The sequence below is a fragment of the Kribbella sp. DT2 genome, from assembly GCF_049844575.1.
Classification (GTDB): domain Bacteria; phylum Actinomycetota; class Actinomycetes; order Propionibacteriales; family Kribbellaceae; genus Kribbella.
This window is the reverse complement of the sequence record NZ_JBNCLH010000001.1, coordinates 891,959-912,894: the sequence shown is the minus strand read 5'-3', so window position 1 is coordinate 912,894 and position 20,936 is coordinate 891,959. Positions and strand designations below refer to the sequence as shown.

Sequence of the window (20,936 nt, the reverse complement as noted above, 5' to 3'; positions counted from 1 at the left end):
GAGCCCCAGATGCCGCGCACCGCACGCACCCTGACCGTCACCGTCGCCGCGACGGTGGTCGCGTCCACCGCCCTTTCGATGCTCACGGCAACGACTTCTCCCGCCGACCCGATCGCCGGGAAGCCGAAGCCGGGCGTTCAGGTCAGCACCGACCCGCAGCAGCTCAGCGTCGTCGGCCTGCCCTGCTTCCCCGGTCTGCTCAACCTCACGATGACCAACACCCAGCGCGAAGGCCTGTACGCCGACCTCACGCTCGACCCGACCGGCCCGTTGCAGCTGTCCCGCGACCTCTTCTCGTCGTACCTGCCGCCGGCCCAGCCGGTGAGCGCGCCCGTCGAGGTCCGCGTCCCCCGCGACGCCAAGCCCGGCAAGTACCGCATCGAGCTCGAGGCCGACCGCACCAAGGTCTCCGTGCCCGTCCAGGTCGACCCGCTCCCGCCGAAGACGCCCGGCAGCAACGTCGCCCTCGGCGAGCAGGCCGCCGCCTCGTCGACGCACGGCAACTTCGCGCTCTGCGGAGCGGTCGACGGCGACAGCGATTCCGAGCACTGGGACACGCTGACCGGCTGGAACGACGGCACGCGCGCGGTCTGGCCCGACACGTACGACGTCGCGCTGGCCACGCCGGCCACGATCGAGCGGGTCGAGCTCTACACCCTCGACTCGGTCAAGTACCCGGCCGCGACCAACGGCCTGCGCGACTGGGACGTCCAGGTCCGCTCCGGCAACAACGACTGGCGGACGGTGGCCGAGGTCCGCGGCAACACGCTGGGCCACGTGACCTCGACCTTCGCCCCCACCCCCGCCGACGCCGTCCGCATCCTCGCGCTGGCCGGCAACGGCAACACCTACAGCCGCATCGTGGAGCTGGAGGTCTACTAGGCGATCCGGTACTTGATGAAGAGGGAGTAGCCGGTCGCGTAGGTGCCGGTGCACTTGTAGGTGCTGGCGATCAGGTGGTGCACGTACTGATTGCCGGTGTCCTTGCAGTCCTGCAGGTAGCGGTAGGCCGCGATGTAGGTCCACTCCGCGGCCTGCGCCGTCCCGGCCGCCGACGTCATCAGCCCCGCCGATGCCGTCGCGGCCAGGGTCACCGCCGCGATCCTTCGCCGTACCGTGGACGACCTCGTGCCTGCTTGTCTCGGGTTCGACATGCCACACCTCTCTGTCAGCAGTCCTGTGCGAGCGGTCAGCATGGTGGTCGGCCGGTTCGGCGTCAAGACCTCCCGTTGCGTCTGCGGAAACTGCTCAGTGCAGGTACGACGCGCCGTTGAAGTCGACCACCCCGCCCGTCGACCAGCCCGCCTTGGGCGACGCCAGCCAGTGGATCGCCGCGGCGACCTCCTCGGCGGTCGCGACCCGGTTGAACGGGCTCTGCGCCCGGAGCGCGTCCCCCTCCGGCGTGTTCAGCCGCTGGGCCGCCATGTCCGTGGCGATGAATCCGGGCGCTATTGACGTCACGGTGATGTCATGGGGCGCCAGCGCGACCGCCATCGACTGCCCGAATGCCTGCAGACCCGCCTTCGCCGCCCCGTACGCCGGTACGTCGGGCTCGCCGCGCGACGCTCCGCGCGACCCGACGTTGACGATCGCACCCCTCCGTACGCCGTCGGCGGGCTCCTGGTCGATCATCTGCCGCGCGACGCACCAGGTCAGGTGGGCGGCACCTTCGAGGTTGACCGCGAGGGTCCGCCGCCAGGCCGCGACCCACTCGTCGTACGGCGTCTCGGCGATCGGGTGGCCGATCCGTCGGGACCCGGCGACGGGCTGCTCGACGTACAGGGCGGCGTTGTTGACCAGAACATCGATCCGGCCCAGGACGCCGACCGATTCCTCAACCAGGGAAGGGATGACGGCCGAGTCACCGAGGTCAGCCGTGACGACCCCGTGCCCCTCACCGGGCAGTTCCCGGCGGATCGCCTCGGCCTGGTCGACCGCGCCCCGGCAGTGCAGCACGACCCGGTCGCCGCCGGCCGCGAACACCTTGGCCACCTCGGCTCCGACCCCGCGTGACGCACCGGTGACGAGTACTCCTCTGGACACCTTGGTCCCCTCTCGTTGGCAGGCCTTCATTCTGCCCTGACACCACCTCGACGCCGCGATGACATCATGAGGGGTTGACAGTGACGTCACCATGACGTCATAATTGCGTCATGGAACTTGACCACTACCTCGAGTCGGTCCGCCGTAGCGTGGAGAACGCCACCGCGTTGGCCGACGACCGAACTCGCTCCGTGGCACAACGCCTCGGAGCCACGCTGGATGACGCGGGCCGCCTGGCCCTCATCTCAGCCCTGTCCGACGCCGCCGGGGAGATCAGCCGTGAGCTGTCGCCCGGATCGGTGGAGCTCCGGATGGCCGGCGGCCGTCCCGAGTTCGTCGTCACCCCCGCCCCGAGTCAGCTGACCGGCGCGGACGACGACGTGGACGACGACAACGACGACGACACCAACGACTCCGGAGCGACCGACCTCGCACTGCAGCAACATCTTTCTGGCGACGAGCCGACCGCACGGATCACGCTGCGGCTGCCGATGTCGGTGAAGAACAAGGTCGACGAGGCCGCGACCGCCGAGGGCATCTCCTCGAACGCGTGGCTGATGCGCACCGTGATGACCGCCCTGACCGGCGACCGCGGCCGCCGCGGTGGCCCTCGGCCGCCCCGGCCCCCGCGCCCGCCGCGCGGTGGGATCTTCGGACCGGACGGCCCGCTCGGGCCCGACGGACCGCTGGGTCCCGACGGGGTCTTCGGGCCCGACGGCGTGCTCGGCCCGGACGGGCCGTTCGGACCGGACGGCGTGTTCGGCGACGGACGGCGCGGTGACCGGGGCGACCGCGGTGAGCGGCGCGGCGAGCGCGGCGAACGCCGTGAGCGCGGCCGGGACAGAGGACACAGCAACGGCCGCGGCGGACGCGGCCCGGGCCAGCGGATCACGGGGTGGGCGCAGTGAGCGACTTCAGCACGCAGTTGACCGGCGAGCCCGGCCAGGTCGACCGGGTCCGGATCGAGATCGGCGCCGGCAAGGTGGAGATCGTGCCGACCGACGGCGACCGGACCCACGTCCGGATCGACGTCCAGCACGGCACCGAGGACGACGTGCGCTACAAGCTGTCCGGCAGCGAGCTCGTCGTCGAGACGGTGAACAACCAGCGGCGCGGGCCAGAGGTCCACGTCCTGATCCAGACCCCCGACGTCCTGGCGGCGCGGATCAAGACCGGTTCGGGCGACATCACCGCCCGGGCGACGCTGGACGAGTCCCGGTTGTCGACGGGGTCCGGCGACCTCCGGATCGAACGGATCGAGGGCACGCTCGCGGCCGGCACCGGCAGCGGTGACATCCGCATCGAGCACGCGGCCGCCGCGGTTCGGGCCAACACCGGCTCGGGATCGATCGACATCGAGCAGGCCGACGGCCAGCTCGGGCTGTCCACCGGGTCCGGCGACGTCCGGGTCGGCGACGCGGCCGGTCCGACCACCGTCAAGGTCGGTTCGGGCGACATCACCATCGAGCGGATCCGCGACCACTCGGTCGCCACCTCCGGCTCCGGCGACGTCCGGGTCGAGCTGGCCGACGGGCCCAGCGTCCGGGCCGAGACGGCCCGCGGCGACGTGCAGATCGGCGTACCGGACGGCGTCCCGACGTACCTGGACCTGAAGACCGTCACCGGCCACATCCAGTGCGACCTCGAGCCGAGCGAGCAGCCGGCCGAGGGCGAGCGCTCGCTGGTCCTGCGGGCCCGCACCGTGTCCGGCGACATCACCGTCGTACGGGCCTGAGGCAACAAACCATCAGCATCCACGGGGACTAGTGAGGGGAGAAGCACGATGATCACCGAGCACCAGGAAATCGCGCGCTACCAGGTCGCCGAGCAGCTGCGGAACGCCGAGCGGCGGGCCCTGTGCAAGCAGGACCGCGCCGACCGGCGGGACACCGACGGCGTCAACGCCCCGCGGCGGGAACTGGCCGGCGCCCTGCGCCGGCTGGCCGACCGCCTCGAGCCCCAGCCGCGGCACCGGCGGACCGGTTTGTCCGTGGTCCGCTGAAGTGTCAGGCAGTGCCGAAAGAGTTTGCAGCAAGATGCAGTCCCACCGGTCCGGCACCGGGCCCTCGGCGGCCCGGTCCCGCTGCTAGCGTTCCGTGAGCGATGCGGGACACTCGCGTTCCGCCGATCACCGATGCCGGACCCGGGAGAACCACCATGTTGCGTCAGGTATTCGCTGCCACGGCCGCGGTCGCGTTGCTGGCCGGGTGCAGCGGCGGCGACGACAAGTCCGAGGACAGTCCCCCGAAGGACGGCGCGGGACAACCGTCCAGCACGCCGAGCGCCCCGGCGCCCGTGGCGTACGACCCGCCGAAGGCCTTCCAGGCGGCGGCCGCGTTCTCGCTGCCGGAGGAGGCCGGCCACGGCTCGTTCACGCCGATCGTCGGCATGGTCGGCACCACCGCCGTCGCGAACACCCTGAGCGGCGCCGCCGGGCAGAGCGTGGCCGGTAGCGACAAGCCGTGGTGGACGCCGTCCACCGAGACCACCGACGGCAGCGTCGTGACCAACGACACCACCCGCCCGGTCGCGGTTCAGCTCGACGGCAAGTCGGCCGTCGCGGTCGCGTACTACCAGCGGGTCAAGGGCAGCGGCACGCAGAAGCCCGGCGTCCAGGTGCTGTTCCGCTGGCTCGACCCGGCCGACGGCAAGCCGGTCTCCGAGGCGACGGTCGACGTGACTCCGCTGCTCGGCGACGCGGAGGTGAACAGCGGCCTTCCCGGCGGCTTCACCGATCTCGCCGCCGACCCGGCCACCGGGCAACTCGCGGCCGGCCTCGCGCCGGCCAGCCTGATCGGTGCCAAGTCCGGCGTGATCACCGTGACCGCGGACCCGGCCACCAAGAAGGGCGTCGCGATCCCGTTCATGAAGCCGGCCGGGATCAGCAAGGGCGTCCTGGTCGGTGCCCAGGGCAAGGAAAACACCCGCCGTTCGGTCGCCCTGATCGACGCGGCCACCGGCAAGGTGACCAAGTCCGGCCTGCTGCCCGGCCTGGAGGGGCTCAACCCGACCGGGAGCAACGGCGGCAAGTACGTCTACCTGTACGGCCAGAAGTACACCAAGGGCATCGGCGCCTACGGCACCGGTGACTACATCGGCAGCCTGTACGCCGTCGATCCGGCCACCGGCGCCGTCGTACAGACGACGTCGGCGGTGAAGGACACCAAGTACCTCGTGGACTACAGCTGCTCGCACGACGGCCAGAAGACGGTCGTCTGCGCCGCCGGCCAGGGTGCGTCCGAGAACGAGATCGTCGGCCTCGACGACACCACCGGCAAGAAGCTCTGGGGCTACACCGAGAAGAGCGCCGGCCGGGTCGTCCCGCAGGTGACCGCGGTGTTCCACGGGATCGTCTACGGCACGGTCCAGCGCAAGCCGGTCCTGATCAACGCCCTGACCGGCCAGGACGTCCCGGCTCCGGCCCCGACGCCGAGTGACTCGGCCACCCCCGGCGCGAGCACGACCCCGAGCGACGGCAGCTCCCCGTCCGACGGCAGCACTCCCTCGGACGGCAGCACCCCGAGCGACGGTACGACGCCGAGCGACGGCACCACGCCGTCCGACGGCAGCTCGCCGTCCGCGACCCCGGGCGCCACCGGCCCGATCCCGGCAGCGCCTGACTTCCAGGAGCTGCTCTCCCCGGTCAGCGTGTCCGAGTACGGCGGCACCTACCTCCGTCCCGACGACCTGTCGGCCTCGACCGACGAGGTGGCCGGGACCCTGCAGGTCCTGAAGGCGATCGGCTGAACCCGTGGGAGACAAACGCGTGCTACGACCGTTGATCATGGCAACTGTTGCCGCCACCCTGCTCGCCGGCTGCAGCGGAGGCGACGACAAGGCGACCGACCAGCCCTCGGCCGACAGCGGGTCGCCGTCGGCCTCGTCGACACCGACCGGGCCGCAGCTGGCGACGTTCGACCCGCCCAAGGCGTTCGCGCCGGTGTCCGCGCTGGCGCAGGGCAACACCGGGCTGTCCAACGGTTCCAGCATCGAGGCCGGCATGGTCGGCGAGGCCTCGCTGTACGCGCTGCGCAGCGGGCTGACCGCGCGCACCCTCAGCGCGAACAGCTGGGAGGTCCCGGCGTCCGACGTACCGACCACGACGACCAACGACTTCACCGCGCCGATGGCCGTGCAGCTGAACGGCAAGGAGGTCGTCGCCACGGCGTACACGCAGATCGTGCAAGGCAGCGGGACGCAGAAGGCGCACGGCCAGGTCACCTTCCAGTGGATCGACCCGACCGCCGGTGACGTGCTCGCGACCGCCGTCGCCGACCTGACCACGCTGCTCGGCCCGGGCAACAGCGGCGCCGACTTCTACCCGCCCGCGTACGACGCGGCGACCGGTCAGATCGCGGTCGGGCTCACGGTCTCGTCGCCGGACCGGTCGGCGAAGCTCCGGCAGTTCAGCGTGTTCGCCGACCCGGTCACCAAGAAGGCGGTGACGATCCCGTCGGTGCGCGCGGGCGGCGTACAGAACGGCGTCGTCGTCGGTCTCAAGGGCGTCGGCGGCGAAGGCGTGAAGGACAACGCGATCGTCCAGGTCGACGCGGTCAGCGGGACGGTCAAGAAGACCGTGCCGGTGCCGACGATGAACTACCTGAACCCGCAGGGGTCGGGCGGCAAGCACGCCTACTTCGGTGGGACCGGGTACGTGCAGGACACCAAGTACGAGCATCACTACGTGAACGCGTTCTACGCGGTCGACATTGCGACCGGCGAGGTGGTGGAGACCAAGCTGCCGAACTCCCCGGACCAGGGCGACGGCGCCGCGTGCTTCTCCGACCACGTGTCCTCGGTGGTCTGCAGCCGCACGCTCGGCGGCCAGGAAGGGATCGTCGGCTTCGACGACACGACCGGGAAGCTGCTCTGGAAGTACGACGCCTCGGCCAACCGGATCGTGCCGGACGTCACCGCGATCTACAACGGCCTGGTCTACGGCCTGGCCGACGACCAGGCGATCCTGCTGGACGCCAAGACCGGCCAGGACGTTCCGACCCCGGCGCCGTCACCGGGCGAGACCCCGACTGACGGCTCGACCCCGTCCGACGGCAGCAGCCCGAGCGACAGCACGTCGCCCAGCAGCACGGACTCGTCGTACAGCAGCGGGAACATCGGCGGCTGGGGCGACACCTCGCTGCTGTCCGGCGAACCGAAGTCGCCGGCGATGGTCTCCAAGTACGGCAGCGTCTACCTGCAGGACCCGGGCAGCAAGGCCCCCCGCAACACCGAGAAGATCCTGGTCGTCCAGAAAGCTGTCGGCTGACTTATCCAATATCCGTGCGGTGGAAGTTCAGGTGCGACCGCGAAGGTGTCGGCCCGCGTTGCCCTTGGTAGCGCGAGCCGTACTTCGCGGAGCCGTACGGGTGCTCGGCCGGTGAGGACAGCCGGAAGAAGCACAGCTGGCCGATCTTCATGCCCGGCCAGAGCTTGATCGGCAGCGTCGCGACGTTCGACAGCTCCAGCGTCACGTGCCCGGAGAAGCCGGGATCGATGAAGCCCGCGGTCGAGTGCGTCAGCAGACCGAGGCGGCCCAGCGAGGACTTGCCCTCGAGCCGCGCCGCGACGTCGTCGGGCAGCGTGACCAGCTCGTACGTCGAGCCGAGCACGAACTCGCCCGGGTGCAGGATGAACGGCTCTTCGTCCAGCGGCTCGACCGTGCGGGTCAGGTCGGGCTGCTCCTCGGCCGGGTCGATGTGCGGGTACTTGTGGTTCTCGAAGACCCGGAAGAACCGGTCCAGGCGTACGTCGACGCTGGACGGCTGCACCATCGCAGCGTCGAACGGGTCCAGCTGGACGCGCTTCGCGTCGAGCTCGGCCAGGATGTCGCGGTCGGAGAGCAGCACGCAGGCACAGTAGCGCAGCCCAGCCTCGAGAGGGCAGGCCGGACCTACGCGCCGCTCACGAACTCACGACGTACTGACGGCCCTGGTCGCTCCCCGTCGACTGGTGGTGCTCCGGTCCGGACCCCTCGGCTCTCCGGAACAGTGCTCACCTGCGGGCCGTCGGCAACGGCTTCACCGGCCTGGTCAGGCCAGCTTGTTGAACTTCGAGACCTGGTTGGCGAAGGTCTTCACCTGCGTCGGGGACCAGTCCTTGAGCAGGTCCTCGATCACCTTGTGCCGCTTCTTGCGGGCCGCGGCGAGCTTGCGCTTGCCGTTCGCGGTCAGCGTCAGCAGCGTTGCGCGCGCGTCGGACTTGTCAGCCGCCCGCTTGAGCAGACCTTCCTCCTCCAGCCGTGCGCAGGCCCGGCTGACCGGTCCCTTGTCCACCTCGAGTGCTGCCACCAGGTCGGCCATCCGCACCGGTGCCAGTTCCTCGACGTGGTTCAGCAACGCGTACTGGGCCGGTTCCAGGTCCGGGTGCGCCTCGTCGGACAGCGTCCGCTGCAGACCTCGCAGCCGGCGCGCCATCGTGACGAGCTCCCGTTCCAGGTTGTCCAGTGCGTCGTTAGTGTCAGTTGCCACCTCTTCACCCCTTCTTTGCAGTTGCCCCGCAACCATCTTGTCCGGTCCAGGTCAGGACCGCATCCTCACGTTGCGTCCATTGTTGCCCCCGGCAACGCGTTCTAATCTGCCAGAGTTCGGGCGCTCTGCCCAGCCCTTGGGCACGGGTTTGTGGAAAACTGCCCGTCGCACCCCCTGTGCAAACGGCGGGCCGAACCAGGTATGATCCTTCGCGTTGCCAGGCGTGCGGGTGTAGTTCAATGGCAGAACATCAGCTTCCCAAGCTGACAGTGCGGGTTCGATTCCCGTCACCCGCTCCATTTCAGGGCTCATGTCCTGACCAGCAGCACAGGCGCTTCCCGGATCCGGGAAGCGCCTTTTCGCAGGGTGAATCGCCCGCGACACGGCCTATTCGAACATCAACTGACCACCGTGTTTGACCGCTCCCAGAGCGGGTAGCCCCCGGCAACCACTGGCATTCGAGCCAGAACGGGCTCTTCGCCGGTGACCCGTCGCGGCGCCAGGATGTGCACGACCTCGGGGGGCGAGAAGATGACGACGACACCGGTGATGGCGCGCGTGCTCGGCGGGTGGCTCGGACTGGGCGCGGTTCTCACCGCGGGGGTGGCTGCGGGGATCCTGCTGAAGAAGCCTTTTCGGATCGACGCGGCCGGCGACCTGGGCATCGCGTACGCCGTCCTCGGTGGCTGGTTGGCCGTCCACCTCGTGCTCGGGGTCCTCGTCGTCGCCGACGCCGCGCGACTGACCCGGCGACGCGAGCTCGACGCCCTGCACCGCGCGGCGGACCACGTGAAGCTCGTCGCGATCGCGTTCTTCGTCCTGAACTTCGTGGCCCTGGCGGGCGCGGTGATGATCCAGGGCGCCGACGACCGCGACCGGCTCGGTCTCGACGGGTTCGTCGTCGCGCTGCTGTTCGTCGTACTGACCTACCTGGCGTTGCTGCCGACGTCAGCCTATGGCGTGGGCTGCCTGGTGGTGATGCGCAAGGACCAGCGCGTCGGGCAGCTCTTCTTCGGCGTCAACGTCGCCCTGCACTTCCTGTTCGTCGTCGACGTGCTCAGCTCGATCGTCGTGGTCGAGGTTGCCCGGCAGCTGCTCGGGACCGCCCGCGCACCGGGAGCGTGGCCCAGGAACCTGATGACCGGTGTGCTCGTCGCGGGTTCGTCGCTGGCGGCGGTCTGGCTGGTGTTCGTCGCGATCTTCTACGGGCTGGACTTCCGCCCGGACTTCATCGCGCAGGGCATCGTCTGGCTGGTGCTCGTCCCGCCGGCGGAGTTCGTGCTGCTGGTGGTGGTTCCGGTCATGCCGCTGGTGACGTTCCGGACCGCCGTACGGCTGTTCCTCGGCAGTGATCTCGACACGCTGCGGCGCGCGGCCCGGACGGTCAAGCTCGCACTGATCCCGCTCTTCCTGCAGAACTTCGTGCTCTGCGCGGTCATCGTGCTCGGCCTGACGCTGCTGCCGGTCGCCATCACGCGGGGCCTGATCCTGTTCAGCGGTCCGGCCGGCATCGCGTTCGTCGGTGTCTTCACGGCCACCGGTCTGGTCCCCACGGTGATCGGTACGTACCTGATGCTGCTGCCGACCTCGATCTACGGGATCACGTGCCTGGCACTGATGATGCGGCACCGTGCTGTCAGTCCGCGCTTCGGCGTCGTCAACACGGTGCTGCATCTCGTCTTCGTCGCCGACATCGTCAGCGCACTGGCCGCGTTCAGCGGCCGGCAGCCGCGCACAGCGGTGGCGGCCCGGTAACCCTCGACAGCCTCAGACGACGCGGGTGCCGCCGTCGAGGACGAGGTCGATCGCGTTGACGCCGCCGTTGGTGAGCAGGAAGTCGACGCCGCCGACGATCTCGGCCGTCGTCACCGTGCGGCCGATCGGCGTCCGGCCGACGACGTGCGACAACTCGGCGTCCTGCCACTTCGGGCTGTCGCCGATCACGCCGGGATGCAACGCGTTCACCCGCACCGGTGCGAGCTCGACGGCCAGGGTCCGGGCCAGCGCCGAGACACCGCCGTTGGTCGCGGTGACCATCGTCGAGCCCGGGTAGGGCCTGTCCTTCGCCAGACCTCCGAACAGCACCACCGACGCGTCCGGCCGGAACCGGTCGGCCAGCACCCGGACGGTCTCGGTGTACCCGACGAGCTTGACCGTCGCCGCGGCGATTGCGTCGGCAATGTCGAAGCCGCTGACCGTGTTGCCGGTCTGCGCGATCGCGGTGATCACCAGGTGGTCGACCGCGGTGATGTCCGCGAGGGCCTCCTCGATCGTCTCCGGCCGCGCGAGGTCGACGGCCAGCCCGCGCGTCGTGCCACCGGCCAACGCGGCGGCCTCCTCGGCGCGTGCCTTGTCCCGGCTCGTCACGATCACGGAGTCACCGCGGCCGGCGTACTCCTGGGCGATCGCCAACCCGAGTCCACCGCTTCCGCCGACCACCAGCACCTCAGCCACGTGCAGTCCTCCCACTCACCGCCCGGCGCTGCTCGCCGCGCAACGATCACCACCAACCACGCCGACCGCCGATCTGTTCCGCCCCCTCTCCCCCTCCACCGATTCGCACTTTGAGCACGGCTCAGTCACCGTACGGGCGGAAAAGCGGCTGGCCGGTGCTCAAAGTCGAGTTGTTGGAGTCGGGTCCGCGGGTCAGCTGGCGGGAAAGTCGGCGGTAAGCGGTTGCCGAAAGATAGTTTCGACTGGTTGACTCACGGCAGTGAGGTTCTTCCCTTTCGCCCGGGAGTTGCTGTGGAGCTCAGTCGTCGCCGCCTGCTGTCGTTCGTCCCTGCCGCAACCCTGCTGACCGCGGTGCATCCAGCACCCGCGTCGGCCGTCGGCCTGTCCGCCGAGGCGGCCGCTGCCGCCGACGCCGGGCCCGAGCAGTTGCTGGCCAACCTGGCCGGCATCTTCACCGGGACCGCCGAGTCCAACGCGCGCCCGGAGGTCGCCGCCAAGCTCGCCGCGCTCGACCAGACCGCGCGCACCTGGCTCGCCGCGATGGATCGCGCCGGTGCGAGCGAGGCCTTCGCCGGGCTCCCGCTCGGCACCAGCGACCCGAACCTCAGCGCGTCGTACCAGCACCTGTACGAGATCGCGCTCGCCGTGAAGCGTCCCGGCCCGGCCTCCGACCTGCAGGGCAACGCGGCCGTCCGGACCAAGGTGCTCGACAAGCTGACCTGGCTGCACGCCAACTACTACGGCGACCAGTCGAAGGGCTACTACGGCAACTGGTTCACCTGGGAGATCGGCATCTCGGGCTTCGTCGCCAAGACGCTCGCGCTGCTCGACGCGCCGCGCGACCTCGTCACGACGTACGTCGCCTCGATGGACTCCTACCTGCGCAACGGGGCCAACGGCGACGTGAACCTCGACTCGCGCTTCCACACCGGCGCGAACCTGGCCGACATCACCACCAACCGGGTCATCCAGGGCGCGCTGCTCGGCGACGACGCACGGATCCGCAAGGCGTTGCAGGACCAGTTCACCGTGTTCGCGACGATCGATCCGTACGACCTGCAGCACGGCGTCACCGACGGGCACTACGCCGACGGCTCGTTCATCCAGCACAGCTCGGTCGCCTACACCGGCTCGTACGGCAAGGCCCTGCTCAGCCGCGTCGTGCAGACCGTGAAGCTGCTCGACGGTACGGCGTACGCGACCAGCGACGACCTCGTGAAGGTGGTGCAGGGCTGGGTCGAGACCGGGTTCGCGCCGCTGATCTTCGAGGGCTGGATGATGGAGATCGTCAAGGGTCGCGCGGTCTCGCGGCCCGGCACCGGGTACGACGACGTCGCGGTCGTGATCGAGGCGGTCGTCGACCTCGCCGACTACGCCGCGGCGGCCGATGCGGCGCGGCTGCGCTCGTACGTGAAGTTCACCGCGCGGCCGACGCTCAACCCGACCAGCTTCGTGTCGCCGGTCAGCGTCGCGCGCTTCGCCGAGATCGTCGCCGACCCGTCGATCGTCGGCGCGGACCTGAACCCGGCGGCCTCGTCGGTGGCGTTCAACGCGATGGACAAGACCGTGCACCGGCGGCCCGGCTACGCCTTCGCGCTGGCGCGGAACTCGGAGCGGATCAGCAAGTACGAGTACATGAGCGGCGAGAACCTGCTGCCGTGGTTCCAGGGCGACGGCGCGTACTACCTGTACCTGGCCGGGCAGGACCAGACGCAGGCGTACGGCGTCGACTACTTCACCACCGTGTCGCCGTACGGACTGGCGGGGGTGACCGCGCCGGTCGAGACCCGCCGGTCGATCCCCGAGCTGTACGGGACGGCGTACTACGACAACCCGACGCACCCGCTGAACTTCACCGCGTCGTCGGAGTCGCAGAACACCTACGTGTACTTCCCGGTCGGCACCAACCGGCACTCCGGCGGCGCGACGCTGGACGCTCTCGGCGCGGTCGGGTGGGTGCAGTCGGACGACTTCGCCTACGCGCACCGGGCCGAGCTGCCCGAGGATTTCGTTGCCTATCGCAACGCTTCGGCGACCAAGTCGTGGTTCCTGCTCGACGACCAGATCGTCGTACTGGCCGCTGGTGCCGGCGATCGGCAGCGTGCGGCGACGACCACGCTCGACGCCCGGCCGTCGGTCGCCCCCGCGGTCGTGGAGGGCGTGCTTCGCAACGGCCGCCGCTGGTCAGGCGCGGGCACCGCGGACCTCCGGTGGCTGCACTACTCCAACGGCGCCCAGTCGGTCGGCTACTACTTCCACGCCGGCCCCAGAACCCGCGTCGCCCTCGATCAGGTCACCCGCAGCCGCCGAGTCGTCCGTACGGCGAACCCGGACACCGCGGTCACCCGCAACGTCTTCTCCCTGACCCTCGACCACGCACCCGGCGCACTGACCTCCCACGCGTACTCGCTGCTCCCCAACGCCACGCGCACCCAGCTGGCGACCCACCGCCCGCCGCGCATCCTCACCAACACCACCCGAGCCCAAGCCATCCAGGCCTCGAACCTCACCGCCGCCAACACCTTCGCCCCAGGCCCGCACCTCCTCCCCGGCCTGATCGTCGACGGCGCCGCATCCACCATCGTCCGCACCCAAGGTCGTGGTATCACCGTCGCGGTGTCCGACCCGACGTTCGCCCGGTCCACGATCACCGTCACCCTCCCGGCCCGCTGGGTCAGCCTCTCCAAGCCCAACCCAGCGGTCCGAGTCACCCGCACGCTCCTGGGGACGCGCCTGACGTTCACCACCCACCACCAGTACGGCGCCACGCTTACCGCCGAGCTGCGTTAGTCCTCACACCCGACGCCGTCGTTGTTGGCGTCGAGCCCGTAGATGTCGGACCCGATGACATCTACGGGCCCCTCGACGTACTCGGGTCCGTTGCCGCTGCCGCCCGCGCAGTCGACATCACTCGCGATCGGCACGCACCCGCTGTAGTTGGGGTCGCATCCCCCACCGGACTCCTCCTCGGCGGGCTTGGTCCCCACCGAGGTCACCTCACTGACCGGCTTCCGCGTCACCACCTGCTTGACCAGCCGCTTCCGCACCTGCACGCCGTCGGTGACCGTCACCTCGTACGTGAACCGCTGCACGCCGGCCCGCCCGCGCGTGGTGACCTCCCGCGTCCCGACCTCGAGCGTCGCGTCCTTCCTGGTCACCCGCTTGAACGCCACCGCCCGCGTCTCCACCACCAACCGCCGTACGGTCACCGGCTTCACCACAGGTGTCACCGGCGGCTTCGCCGGCACCGTCGGCGGCGCGCTCGTCGGCGTGCTCTGCGGTGCGGTCGGCGGCGTACTCACCGGCGCGCCGGCAGGCGCCTGACTCACCGCTTCCGCGACCGGCGCGACCCTTCCCCCCTCCTTCGGCCCTTCGATCCCGCAGCCCCCAGCTGCGATTACCAGTCCCACTACACAAAAGATCCATCTCCCACCCATCCCCACACCCTGGCCTTACGGTCCGGGCCTCACAAGAGCTCGGACCCGACGGATGCGGGGCTGGGGGTCAGCTGCCGCCGGCTCCTACCAGTTGGCCGTCCAGGGAGAGGATCTGGAGTTTGCCCTTGCCCTTGGGTGGGATGACGACTGCCAGCTGGTGGAGGTAGTCCTGGTGGAGGGTCTGGGTGTACTTCACGTAGCTGCTGAAGGCGGTCGGCGGGCCGTCGGTCCAGTACGCGTTGGAGCCGGGCTCTACGTGCTGGAGGTACTGCTCGGTGAGGGCCAGGAAGACCAGCGCCCGGCCGTCGGGGGTGATGAAGGTCAGGGGGTCACCGGTCGGGCGGAAGGTGTCGGTGGCCGTGGCGATGTAGGGCTTCTTGGCGTCGGCGATCTTGTCCTTCGCGCGCTGGTTGAGCAGTTCGGTGGTACCGGGCGACGGGGTGAAGAGGCCGGCCTTGGGTGACGCCGGACCGCCGGTGAGGTACTCCGCGAGGTTGGCGGCCGCCGACTGCGGCAGGCTGGCGAGCTTGTCCATGTCGGTCTTGGTCGGCGCCCGCAGGCCCTCCAGCGGCGGGAGCTTCACCGTCGTGCTCGGGTAGACCGAGTACTTGAGCACCCACGGGTCGCCCGCGGTCGTGCGCTCCCAGACGCCGAGCTGCTTGCTGTCGGGGCTGGTCGAGATGCCCGACGCGACGACGAAACGCATCGGGTACGCCCCGTACTGCGGCGCGCCGACCACCGGCTCGGTGTAGGTGAACGGCTTGACCTTGTCCTTGCCGGCCTCGTCGGTCTTCAGCCCGACCTGGTACCCGGCGCGCGTCATCGCGAGCGTCGGATCCGCCTCGATCGTCTCGGACAGCTTGGCGTTGCGGGCCAGGTTGGCCTGGTTGTTCACGTCGTTGTACTTCTGTACGACGGCCAGCCCACCCGCCACCGTCACGGCTGGCCGGGTCACCGGGCCGCTGCTGGTGTTCTCCTGCGGTACGGCGACGCAACCAGTTGCTGTCAGCAACAACATGCCACCGGTCAGCGCCGACGCCACCCGCTTCACCCGCGGCGGCGAGTACGCCGGCGCCTGGTACTGCGGCGGAATCCCCGGCACCGGAGCCGGCCGCGGCGCGGGTTCTTCCTCGGGCTCGTCGACGGGCTCGGGGCGAGGCGAAGCAACTGGAGCGGGCGCGGGCGACTCAGCCGGCGGCAGCACCGGCGCCGGCGGGACCGGAGCCGGGGGCTGGACCGGAGCCGGGACCGGCGCACCCGGCGCAGGCGCGACCGGAGGCACAGCACCCGGAGCCGACGCACCAGCCGGCAGGTTCGGCACCGTCGGTACGACGTACGGCATCGTCTCGTGCCGGGTCTCCGGCACGCTCGGCTCCTCCGGCCGACGCCGGCGCGGCAGCACCAGCCAGATCCCCAGGAACAGCAGAATCAGCCCGACCCCCAGGACCACGAGACAGATCCCGAAGAGCCCCTTGAGCTCGGCGCCGAACGTCACCGTCGCGTCGACGCCCGGCGTACCGTCGGCGTTCATCACCACCACGTCGTACGCGCCGTCCTGCGTCTCCCACTCCGCCGACTGCTTCCCGGCGCCGCTCGCGTCCGCGACCCACCAGTCCAGCCCGGTCGGCGGGTTCAGCCGCTCGCTCGTGCCCTTCAACTCCTGCGTCGCGAAGTCCGATGGCAGGTCGAAGCGGACGACCCGTGTGGACGCGACGCCGCCGAGGTAGCTGCTCACGTCGAGATCGTGGCCGACGCCGACGAACACCGGCCGCGCGCTCGACGCCGTCACGTGCAGCGTGAAGCCGTGCCGGTCGAGCAGGTCGGGCGCGGTGGCGACGGCGAGACCATGACTGGCCAGCCGCTGCTCACCGGTCTCGACGGTGCTGTCCGGGCCGACCAGCCAGAACGCGGAGGCGGCCCCGGCAAGCGTGGCGACCACCCCCACGAGCGCGAGTGGCAGACCAAGGGTGACGCGGGCGAAGCGCATGAGTGGGACTCCCGTTGACGACATGTCAGGTCCATGGCGGAGGACCGACCGGCACAGACCCTAACCACAGGCAGAGGTCGGCCGTCGTTCACGAATAACTGATCGGGCAGCGATCTGTTACTGTCTCCGGAGTTAGTGAATGAGGATTTACAAACCACCGAGGGGGTACGCCGTGGCCCGTCCACGCCTGGTCGACGACGACGCGATCCTGGACGCGACCCGCGTCGTACTGGCCGAGCTCGGCCCCGTGAAGCTCACCCTGGCCGCCGTCGGCGCGCGGGTCGGGCTGGCGGCGCCGACGCTCATCCAGCGGTTCGGCTCCAAGCGCGGGCTGCTGCTCGCGTCCGCCGCCCGGTCCCCGCTGATGGTGCTCCGGGCCGCGGCGGAGGCCGAGGCGCGCAACACCTCACCGCTGGCCGCCCTGCGCGACTTCGCCCTGTCGAGCGTCGCCCACATCGAACGCCGCGAGGAGCTGGGCAACGGGCTGGGGTTCGTCCAGCTCGACGTCGCCGATCCCGAGTTCCGCGAGCACGCGCTGGCGCACTCGGCCGCGATCGTCGACACCACCGGCCGGCTGCTCCGCGCCGCCCGGACCGCCGGAGAGCTGAAGCCTTCGGCCGACGTGGACGCTCTGGCCCGCCTGACCCTGGTGTGCTTCAACGGCGCCCTCCAGGTCTGGGCGGTCAACGGCTGGGGCTCACTGACCGACTTCCTGCGCGACCAGCTCGACCTGCTGCTCGCGCCGTACCTGATCGAGGAGTGACATGTTCTTGCGCGTAGCCGTCTTCTACGTCGCCACGCTGCTGTTCTCGGGCCTGCTGATCGCGGTCCAGGGCGGCATCGGGCCGGATCCGGACCTGCTCGAGCTGGTGCAGTTCGCGCCGGCGCTCGGGGTCGGGCTGATGTTCGTGCTCTTCCGCCGTACGACGCGCGTCGAGGCGCGGTTCACCCCGGTCGCGGTCGTCGGCCGGAACTCCGCGCTGGTCGCCGGGATCGTCGTCGCGGCGATGGCCGTGTCGGTCGTCATCCACCTGATCGCGGGGCAGCCGATCCACTTCGACGAGCAGAAGTACCCGCTCTGGGCGCTCACGCTGACGATGCTGATCGGCTCCGCCGGCGAGGAGCTCGGCTGGCGCGCGTACCTCCAGCCCTACCTGCAGACCCGGTACGGCGTACTGCGCTCGTCCGTCACCGTCGGCCTCCTCTGGGGCATCTGGCACATCGGCGGCTTCGCGAACGGCCCGGTCTTCATGGGCGCGTTCCTGGTGATGACCCTCTCGCTGTCGGTGGTTCTGGGCGTGGTCCTCCAGTCCGCCCGCGGCACCAACCTCGCCGTCGCCACCGTCGCCCACACGGTCGTCAACCTGTCGATGTTCGCGCTCTTCGACGAGGAATCAGGCCACGCCTTCCCGATGGTCGTCATGGCCGCCGCCTGGGCCGTCGCCGCCGTCATCACCTACCGAACCCTGCGACCGGCAACTGTTGCCCCGGCGCTGGTGACAAGCTGATCCCATGCCTGTGCGCCGCCTGACGCCATCTGACTGGCCCGACCTCTGGCCGCTCCTCCAGGGCTTCGGGACCAAGCTACTCGAGGACGAGGCTCGGGCCGTGTACGGCGAACTGCTCGTCGACCCTCGCTGGGCGATCTTCGGCTTCGTCGACGGCGATCGCGTGATCGGCTACGCGGCCGCGCAGAACTACGGGCCGCACCTGCGGGCCGGGCGGCGGCACCAAGGGCGGTTGCACGACCTGTACGTCGAGCCGGCGGCTCGTCGTACGAGCGTCGGGCGGGGACTGGTCGCGGCGGTCGTCGAGTGGGCTGCTGGGGAGGTGCGCTGGCTGGAGTGGCAGGCGCACCACGAGCGGGCAGCGCCGTTCTACGAGCGACTGGGGTACGTCGGTGCGGCTTGTCCGCAGCCGGAGTACCCGACGTTCGAGATCGACTTCGGCTAAGGCGTGTCTGGCAATTCCCGCCGTAGCGAGCAGGTGCTCGGTGCGGTAGCTCAGCGTGCTGGAGTGAAGGCCTCGATGTCTTTCGATCGTGGTCTTTGCTCCAGTGCGCTGAGGTGCCGTGCCGAGTGCCGCACAGTAGGTGGGAATTGCCAGACACGCCCTAGAGGCGGTTCGGCATGACCAGGGTGGTGAAGGTGCCCTGGTCGGCGGAGCGGATGACGACCGGGCGGTCGGGGGCGTGGATCTCGAGGAGGACGTCGGGGCCTACGCCTGCGGCCAATGCCTCGGCGAGCAGGCGGGTGGTGAAGCCGATGCCGAGGGGGTCGCCGGTGGTGATCGCGTCGATGGTGCGGTCGCCGATCGTCACCCCCTGGTGGTTGATGCTGAGGGCAACTACCTCGTCGGTGCCCAGCAGGTCGGTGAGGGCGGCGCGGTCGGCGACCACACGGCAGACGGCCGGCTCCTGGCCGTCCAGGATGACTTGGTAGTCGGGGTACTCGGCATCGACCGATGGCACGGTGCGGGTGTCGGTGGAGGTGGTGAGGGTGAGGTCGGCGCCGGCCTGCAGGTCGACCGTGTCGGCGGCGGACAGCCAGCGGGACAGTTCGGTCAGGGCCGGTGCGGGGACGAGGATCGCGCTGGGGGTGCCCTCGAAGGACTGCGGGTGCAGCTTGCGGACGGCGAGGCGGTACCGGTCGGTGGCGACGAGGGTGACCTCGGTCTCGCTCAGCTCGATCCGCACGCAGCCGAGCGCCGGGAGAAACCGCTCAGCGTCGCCGGCCGGCTGGTGCGCGGGGGCGCCTGGGGCGGGGGCGCCGGAGGCGGAGGCCCCGGGCGCCGCGACAGGGGCGGGCGTGGCGGCCGACGGTGTCACCTGGCGGATGGCGCTGGCGAGCTCCGGGCCGCCGAGGGTGACTCGCGGCGTCGTACTCGACAGCCCCGCCAAGATCCGGTGGGCCGCCTGCCGCGTGCTGACTGCTTTCTGCTCGACCGTCCTCAGGTGCGCCTCGACCACCGCGGCCGCGGCGCTCGGCTCGCCGTCGAGCACCCGGCGTACCTCCGGAAGCGGCAGGTCGATCTCCCGCAGGTCCCGCAGCAGCCGGGCGCGTGGCTCCTGGTCGGGCGCGTAGTACCGGTAGCCGTTCCCCTCGTCGACCACAGCCGGCCGCAGCACCCTGCAGTCGTCGTAGAAGCGCAGCGCGCTGGGCGTCAGCCCCACCCGCCGCGCGAACGCGCTGATGCTCACCAGGTCGTCCACCACCCTCCGATCCAACACCTTCCACCCACTCGAAGGTCAATCGCCGACGCGCGGGAAACCGGGCGACGAGCGGTGGAGCGCGTGCGGACAATAGGAGCATGTCGAGGCTTTTCGTGGTGACTGGTGCGCCGGGGTCGGGCAAGTCGACGGTGGTGCCCGAGCTGCTGCGACTCAGTGCGGGTGGGCTGGTCGTGATGGACATGGACGAGCTGCTCGACGACGGCAAGCTGCTCGGGATCACGATCGCCGACTCGGCAGCGGCCGCGCACTGGCCGGCGTACAACCTGCTCTGGCTGCGCATCACCGAGCTGGTACGCCGCTCAGGCGTCCCCGTCCTCCTGCTCGGCCCGCTCACCCCCAGCGAGCTCCCCGAAGGCCGCTGGCTGCACCTCGACTGCCCGGACGCCGTACGCCGGACCCGCCTCGCCGCACGAGGCTGGTCCGAGGCCCAGGTCGAGGACGCGCTCGACGACGCGGTCGAGCTCCGCACCCTTGTCCCCCGCTCGGTCCACGGCGCCGGCACCCCGGAGGACTCGGCCCGCGAGATCCTCACCTGGGTCAAGGAGTAGCGAGCGTCAGCGGGTCGGCGTGCCCTGCGGGTCGACCTCGGCGAGCCAGTCCGGGTTCGCCGCCCACTCGTCGGCCAGCGCGAGCAACGACGGCGCCGACACGACGGCCAGCAGCTCCTGGTCGCTGATCGGGATCGGCTTGCGCGCGCCGATGACCGGGTACAGCCTGAGCTGGACGTCGTAGCCCTGGTAGAGCACCCGCGCCGTGGGAACGCCGATCGTCCGGCCGGCACCGTCGTAGACGACCCCGTGACTGGCGAGCGCCGGATAGCCACCGGGCTGAACGGTCGTCCTGATGCAGGACAGCATGTACTTGCGCTCGGCGCACTCGAGCGGAGGCCGGCCGCGCTGCGGCTTCTCGACCACGAAGTCGAGCGGGACCGGTGCACCGTCCACCGTCACCCAGTAGGCCTGGATGCTCACGTCCGCGGTGACCTTCCCGAAGCGGGCCGGCAGCAGTCTGTCCAGCTCCGCGGCGACCTTGCTCCGGAACTGCGCCCGGTCGGCGCCGGGCGAGGGCGCCGGCGACGCGGTGGGTGGGGCGGCGAAGCCGGGCTCCTCCTGTCCGCCGTACAGGTTGACGGCGCCCACCGTCCCCGCGACCACCGCGACAACGCCGACGATGCCGAGCACCGCCCGCCGGCGCCGGACGCTCCGCCGTCCTCGGGCCAGACTGGCCGGCACCGCGTCGTCCATGTCCTGCACCGGCTCCGCGAGGTGCTCGAGCAGGTTCTTCAGTTGCTGGTCGCTCATCGTCCTGTCCTCCAT

The 20,936-nt window shown here is 70.4% G+C and carries 22 protein-coding genes and 1 tRNA gene; 14 read left to right on the top strand and 9 right to left on the bottom strand.

The features are described from left to right. Positions 1-9: 9 nt before the first annotated feature. Entirely contained in the window at positions 10-882 is an 873-nt protein-coding gene (locus ACLQ2O_RS04390; protein ID WP_425827409.1) for a hypothetical protein, read from the top strand. Here ACLQ2O_RS04390 and ACLQ2O_RS04385 read toward each other — a convergent pair. Further along, a complete protein-coding gene (locus ACLQ2O_RS04385) occupies positions 879-1,094 on the bottom strand; it encodes a hypothetical protein (protein ID WP_425827407.1) in 216 nt (71 codons plus the stop codon). The genes ACLQ2O_RS04390 and ACLQ2O_RS04385 overlap by 4 nt on opposite strands. 154 nt (positions 1,095-1,248) lie before the next feature. Beyond that, on the bottom strand, positions 1,249-2,043 hold the full coding sequence (locus ACLQ2O_RS04380; protein ID WP_425827405.1) for an SDR family NAD(P)-dependent oxidoreductase: 795 nt from the start codon (positions 2,041-2,043) through the stop codon (positions 1,249-1,251). Positions 2,044-2,153: 110 nt separating this feature from the next. On the opposite strand from ACLQ2O_RS04380, the gene ACLQ2O_RS04375 reads away from it, so the two are divergent. The 5 genes from ACLQ2O_RS04375 to ACLQ2O_RS04355 all read left to right on the top strand — a co-directional run bounded on the left by ACLQ2O_RS04375 (position 2,154) and on the right by ACLQ2O_RS04355 (position 7,309). After that, on the top strand, positions 2,154-2,951 hold the full coding sequence (locus tag ACLQ2O_RS04375) for a hypothetical protein (RefSeq protein WP_425827403.1): 798 nt from the start codon (positions 2,154-2,156) through the stop codon (positions 2,949-2,951). Further along, the gene (locus ACLQ2O_RS04370; RefSeq protein ID WP_425827401.1) at positions 2,948-3,778 is read left to right on the top strand and encodes a DUF4097 family beta strand repeat-containing protein; all 831 of its coding nucleotides are present in this window, start codon (positions 2,948-2,950) and stop codon (positions 3,776-3,778) included. Before ACLQ2O_RS04375 ends, ACLQ2O_RS04370 begins: the two co-directional genes overlap by 4 nt. A gap of 48 nt (positions 3,779-3,826) precedes the next feature. Next, complete coding sequence (locus ACLQ2O_RS04365) at positions 3,827-4,045, top strand: hypothetical protein (RefSeq protein ID WP_425827399.1); 219 nt, start codon at positions 3,827-3,829, stop codon at positions 4,043-4,045. A gap of 155 nt (positions 4,046-4,200) precedes the next feature. Further along, entirely contained in the window at positions 4,201-5,790 is a 1,590-nt protein-coding gene (locus tag ACLQ2O_RS04360) for a hypothetical protein (RefSeq protein WP_425827397.1), read from the top strand. A gap of 19 nt (positions 5,791-5,809) precedes the next feature. Beyond that, on the top strand, positions 5,810-7,309 hold the full coding sequence (locus ACLQ2O_RS04355; protein ID WP_425827395.1) for a hypothetical protein: 1,500 nt from the start codon (positions 5,810-5,812) through the stop codon (positions 7,307-7,309). 1 nt (position 7,310) lies between these two features. On the opposite strand, the gene dcd is transcribed toward ACLQ2O_RS04355, so the two are convergent. Then, positions 7,311-7,889: a dCTP deaminase gene (dcd, locus tag ACLQ2O_RS04350; RefSeq protein WP_425827393.1), complete on the bottom strand. Its 579-nt coding sequence runs from the start codon at positions 7,887-7,889 to the stop codon at positions 7,311-7,313. A 183-nt stretch (positions 7,890-8,072) separates the two neighbouring features. Beyond that, positions 8,073-8,510 (bottom strand): MarR family winged helix-turn-helix transcriptional regulator, encoded by a 438-nt coding sequence (locus tag ACLQ2O_RS04345; protein ID WP_337925927.1) that lies wholly within the window; start codon positions 8,508-8,510, stop codon positions 8,073-8,075. A 225-nt stretch (positions 8,511-8,735) separates the two neighbouring features. On the opposite strand from ACLQ2O_RS04345, the gene ACLQ2O_RS04340 reads away from it, so the two are divergent. Together ACLQ2O_RS04340 and ACLQ2O_RS04335 are read left to right on the top strand one after the other, a co-directional pair. After that, positions 8,736-8,809 (top strand) — tRNA-Gly (locus tag ACLQ2O_RS04340). A 232-nt stretch (positions 8,810-9,041) separates the two neighbouring features. After that, complete coding sequence (locus ACLQ2O_RS04335) at positions 9,042-10,265, top strand: hypothetical protein (RefSeq protein WP_425827390.1); 1,224 nt, start codon at positions 9,042-9,044, stop codon at positions 10,263-10,265. Positions 10,266-10,277: 12 nt separating this feature from the next. Here ACLQ2O_RS04335 and ACLQ2O_RS04330 read toward each other — a convergent pair whose 3' ends face one another. Beyond that, the gene (locus tag ACLQ2O_RS04330) at positions 10,278-10,964 is read right to left on the bottom strand and encodes an SDR family oxidoreductase (RefSeq protein WP_425827388.1); all 687 of its coding nucleotides are present in this window, start codon (positions 10,962-10,964) and stop codon (positions 10,278-10,280) included. 291 nt (positions 10,965-11,255) lie between these two features. On the opposite strand from ACLQ2O_RS04330, the gene ACLQ2O_RS04325 reads away from it, so the two are divergent. Next, on the top strand, positions 11,256-13,754 hold the full coding sequence (locus ACLQ2O_RS04325) for a polysaccharide lyase family 8 super-sandwich domain-containing protein (RefSeq protein ID WP_425827386.1): 2,499 nt from the start codon (positions 11,256-11,258) through the stop codon (positions 13,752-13,754). Here ACLQ2O_RS04325 and ACLQ2O_RS04320 read toward each other — a convergent pair. After that, the gene (locus ACLQ2O_RS04320; protein ID WP_425827384.1) at positions 13,751-14,137 is read right to left on the bottom strand and encodes a G5 domain-containing protein; all 387 of its coding nucleotides are present in this window, start codon (positions 14,135-14,137) and stop codon (positions 13,751-13,753) included. The two genes, ACLQ2O_RS04325 and ACLQ2O_RS04320, sit on opposite strands and share 4 nt — an antisense overlap. Between ACLQ2O_RS04320 and ACLQ2O_RS04315 the strand changes: the two genes are divergently transcribed. Continuing rightward, the gene (locus ACLQ2O_RS04315) at positions 14,127-14,288 is read left to right on the top strand and encodes a hypothetical protein (protein WP_425827382.1); all 162 of its coding nucleotides are present in this window, start codon (positions 14,127-14,129) and stop codon (positions 14,286-14,288) included. The genes ACLQ2O_RS04320 and ACLQ2O_RS04315 overlap by 11 nt on opposite strands. A gap of 180 nt (positions 14,289-14,468) precedes the next feature. Here ACLQ2O_RS04315 and ACLQ2O_RS04310 read toward each other — a convergent pair whose 3' ends face one another. Next, positions 14,469-16,388: a hypothetical protein gene (locus tag ACLQ2O_RS04310; RefSeq protein ID WP_425827380.1), complete on the bottom strand. Its 1,920-nt coding sequence runs from the start codon at positions 16,386-16,388 to the stop codon at positions 14,469-14,471. Between the two features lie 139 nt (positions 16,389-16,527). On the opposite strand from ACLQ2O_RS04310, the gene ACLQ2O_RS04305 reads away from it, so the two are divergent. Genes ACLQ2O_RS04305 through ACLQ2O_RS04295 form a run of 3 tightly spaced genes read left to right on the top strand, consistent with a single transcriptional unit; the run spans position 16,528 to position 18,341 of the window. Continuing rightward, complete coding sequence (locus ACLQ2O_RS04305; protein WP_425827378.1) at positions 16,528-17,151, top strand: TetR/AcrR family transcriptional regulator; 624 nt, start codon at positions 16,528-16,530, stop codon at positions 17,149-17,151. A gap of 1 nt (position 17,152) precedes the next feature. Next, positions 17,153-17,896 carry a CPBP family intramembrane glutamic endopeptidase gene (locus tag ACLQ2O_RS04300; protein WP_425827376.1) on the top strand — a complete coding sequence of 248 codons (744 nt, stop codon included), beginning with the start codon at positions 17,153-17,155 and terminating at the stop codon, positions 17,894-17,896. Positions 17,897-17,900: 4 nt separating this feature from the next. Beyond that, positions 17,901-18,341 (top strand): GNAT family N-acetyltransferase, encoded by a 441-nt coding sequence (locus ACLQ2O_RS04295; protein ID WP_425827374.1) that lies wholly within the window; start codon positions 17,901-17,903, stop codon positions 18,339-18,341. Between the two features lie 160 nt (positions 18,342-18,501). Here the strand turns inward: ACLQ2O_RS04295 and ACLQ2O_RS04290 are convergent, their stop codons facing one another. Beyond that, complete coding sequence (locus ACLQ2O_RS04290; RefSeq protein ID WP_425827372.1) at positions 18,502-19,602, bottom strand: MerR family transcriptional regulator; 1,101 nt, start codon at positions 19,600-19,602, stop codon at positions 18,502-18,504. Positions 19,603-19,697: 95 nt separating this feature from the next. Between ACLQ2O_RS04290 and ACLQ2O_RS04285 the strand changes: the two genes are divergently transcribed. After that, positions 19,698-20,168 carry an AAA family ATPase gene (locus ACLQ2O_RS04285; protein WP_425827370.1) on the top strand — a complete coding sequence of 157 codons (471 nt, stop codon included), beginning with the start codon at positions 19,698-19,700 and terminating at the stop codon, positions 20,166-20,168. Positions 20,169-20,174: 6 nt separating this feature from the next. On the opposite strand, the gene ACLQ2O_RS04280 is transcribed toward ACLQ2O_RS04285, so the two are convergent. Then, positions 20,175-20,921 (bottom strand): hypothetical protein, encoded by a 747-nt coding sequence (locus ACLQ2O_RS04280; protein ID WP_425827368.1) that lies wholly within the window; start codon positions 20,919-20,921, stop codon positions 20,175-20,177. Between the last annotated feature and the right edge of the window lie 15 nt (positions 20,922-20,936).

Excerpts from the sequence above, each read along its gene's own strand:
- ACLQ2O_RS04390 (WP_425827409.1), top strand. The coding sequence starts at position 10 with ATGCCGCGCACCGCACGCACCCTGACCGTCACCGTCGCCGCGACGGTG.
- ACLQ2O_RS04375 (WP_425827403.1), top strand. The coding sequence starts at position 2,154 with ATGGAACTTGACCACTACCTCGAGTCGGTCCGCCGTAGCGTGGAGAAC.
- ACLQ2O_RS04365 (WP_425827399.1), top strand. The coding sequence starts at position 3,827 with ATGATCACCGAGCACCAGGAAATCGCGCGCTACCAGGTCGCCGAGCAG.
- ACLQ2O_RS04360 (WP_425827397.1), top strand. The coding sequence starts at position 4,201 with ATGTTGCGTCAGGTATTCGCTGCCACGGCCGCGGTCGCGTTGCTGGCC.
- ACLQ2O_RS04335 (WP_425827390.1), top strand. The coding sequence starts at position 9,042 with ATGACGACGACACCGGTGATGGCGCGCGTGCTCGGCGGGTGGCTCGGA.
- ACLQ2O_RS04310 (WP_425827380.1), bottom strand. The coding sequence starts at position 16,388 with ATGCGCTTCGCCCGCGTCACCCTTGGTCTGCCACTCGCGCTCGTGGGG.
- ACLQ2O_RS04305 (WP_425827378.1), top strand. The coding sequence starts at position 16,528 with ATGAGGATTTACAAACCACCGAGGGGGTACGCCGTGGCCCGTCCACGC.
- ACLQ2O_RS04300 (WP_425827376.1), top strand. The coding sequence starts at position 17,153 with ATGTTCTTGCGCGTAGCCGTCTTCTACGTCGCCACGCTGCTGTTCTCG.
- ACLQ2O_RS04295 (WP_425827374.1), top strand. The coding sequence starts at position 17,901 with ATGCCTGTGCGCCGCCTGACGCCATCTGACTGGCCCGACCTCTGGCCG.
- ACLQ2O_RS04285 (WP_425827370.1), top strand. The coding sequence starts at position 19,698 with ATGTCGAGGCTTTTCGTGGTGACTGGTGCGCCGGGGTCGGGCAAGTCG.
- ACLQ2O_RS04280 (WP_425827368.1), bottom strand. The coding sequence starts at position 20,921 with ATGAGCGACCAGCAACTGAAGAACCTGCTCGAGCACCTCGCGGAGCCG.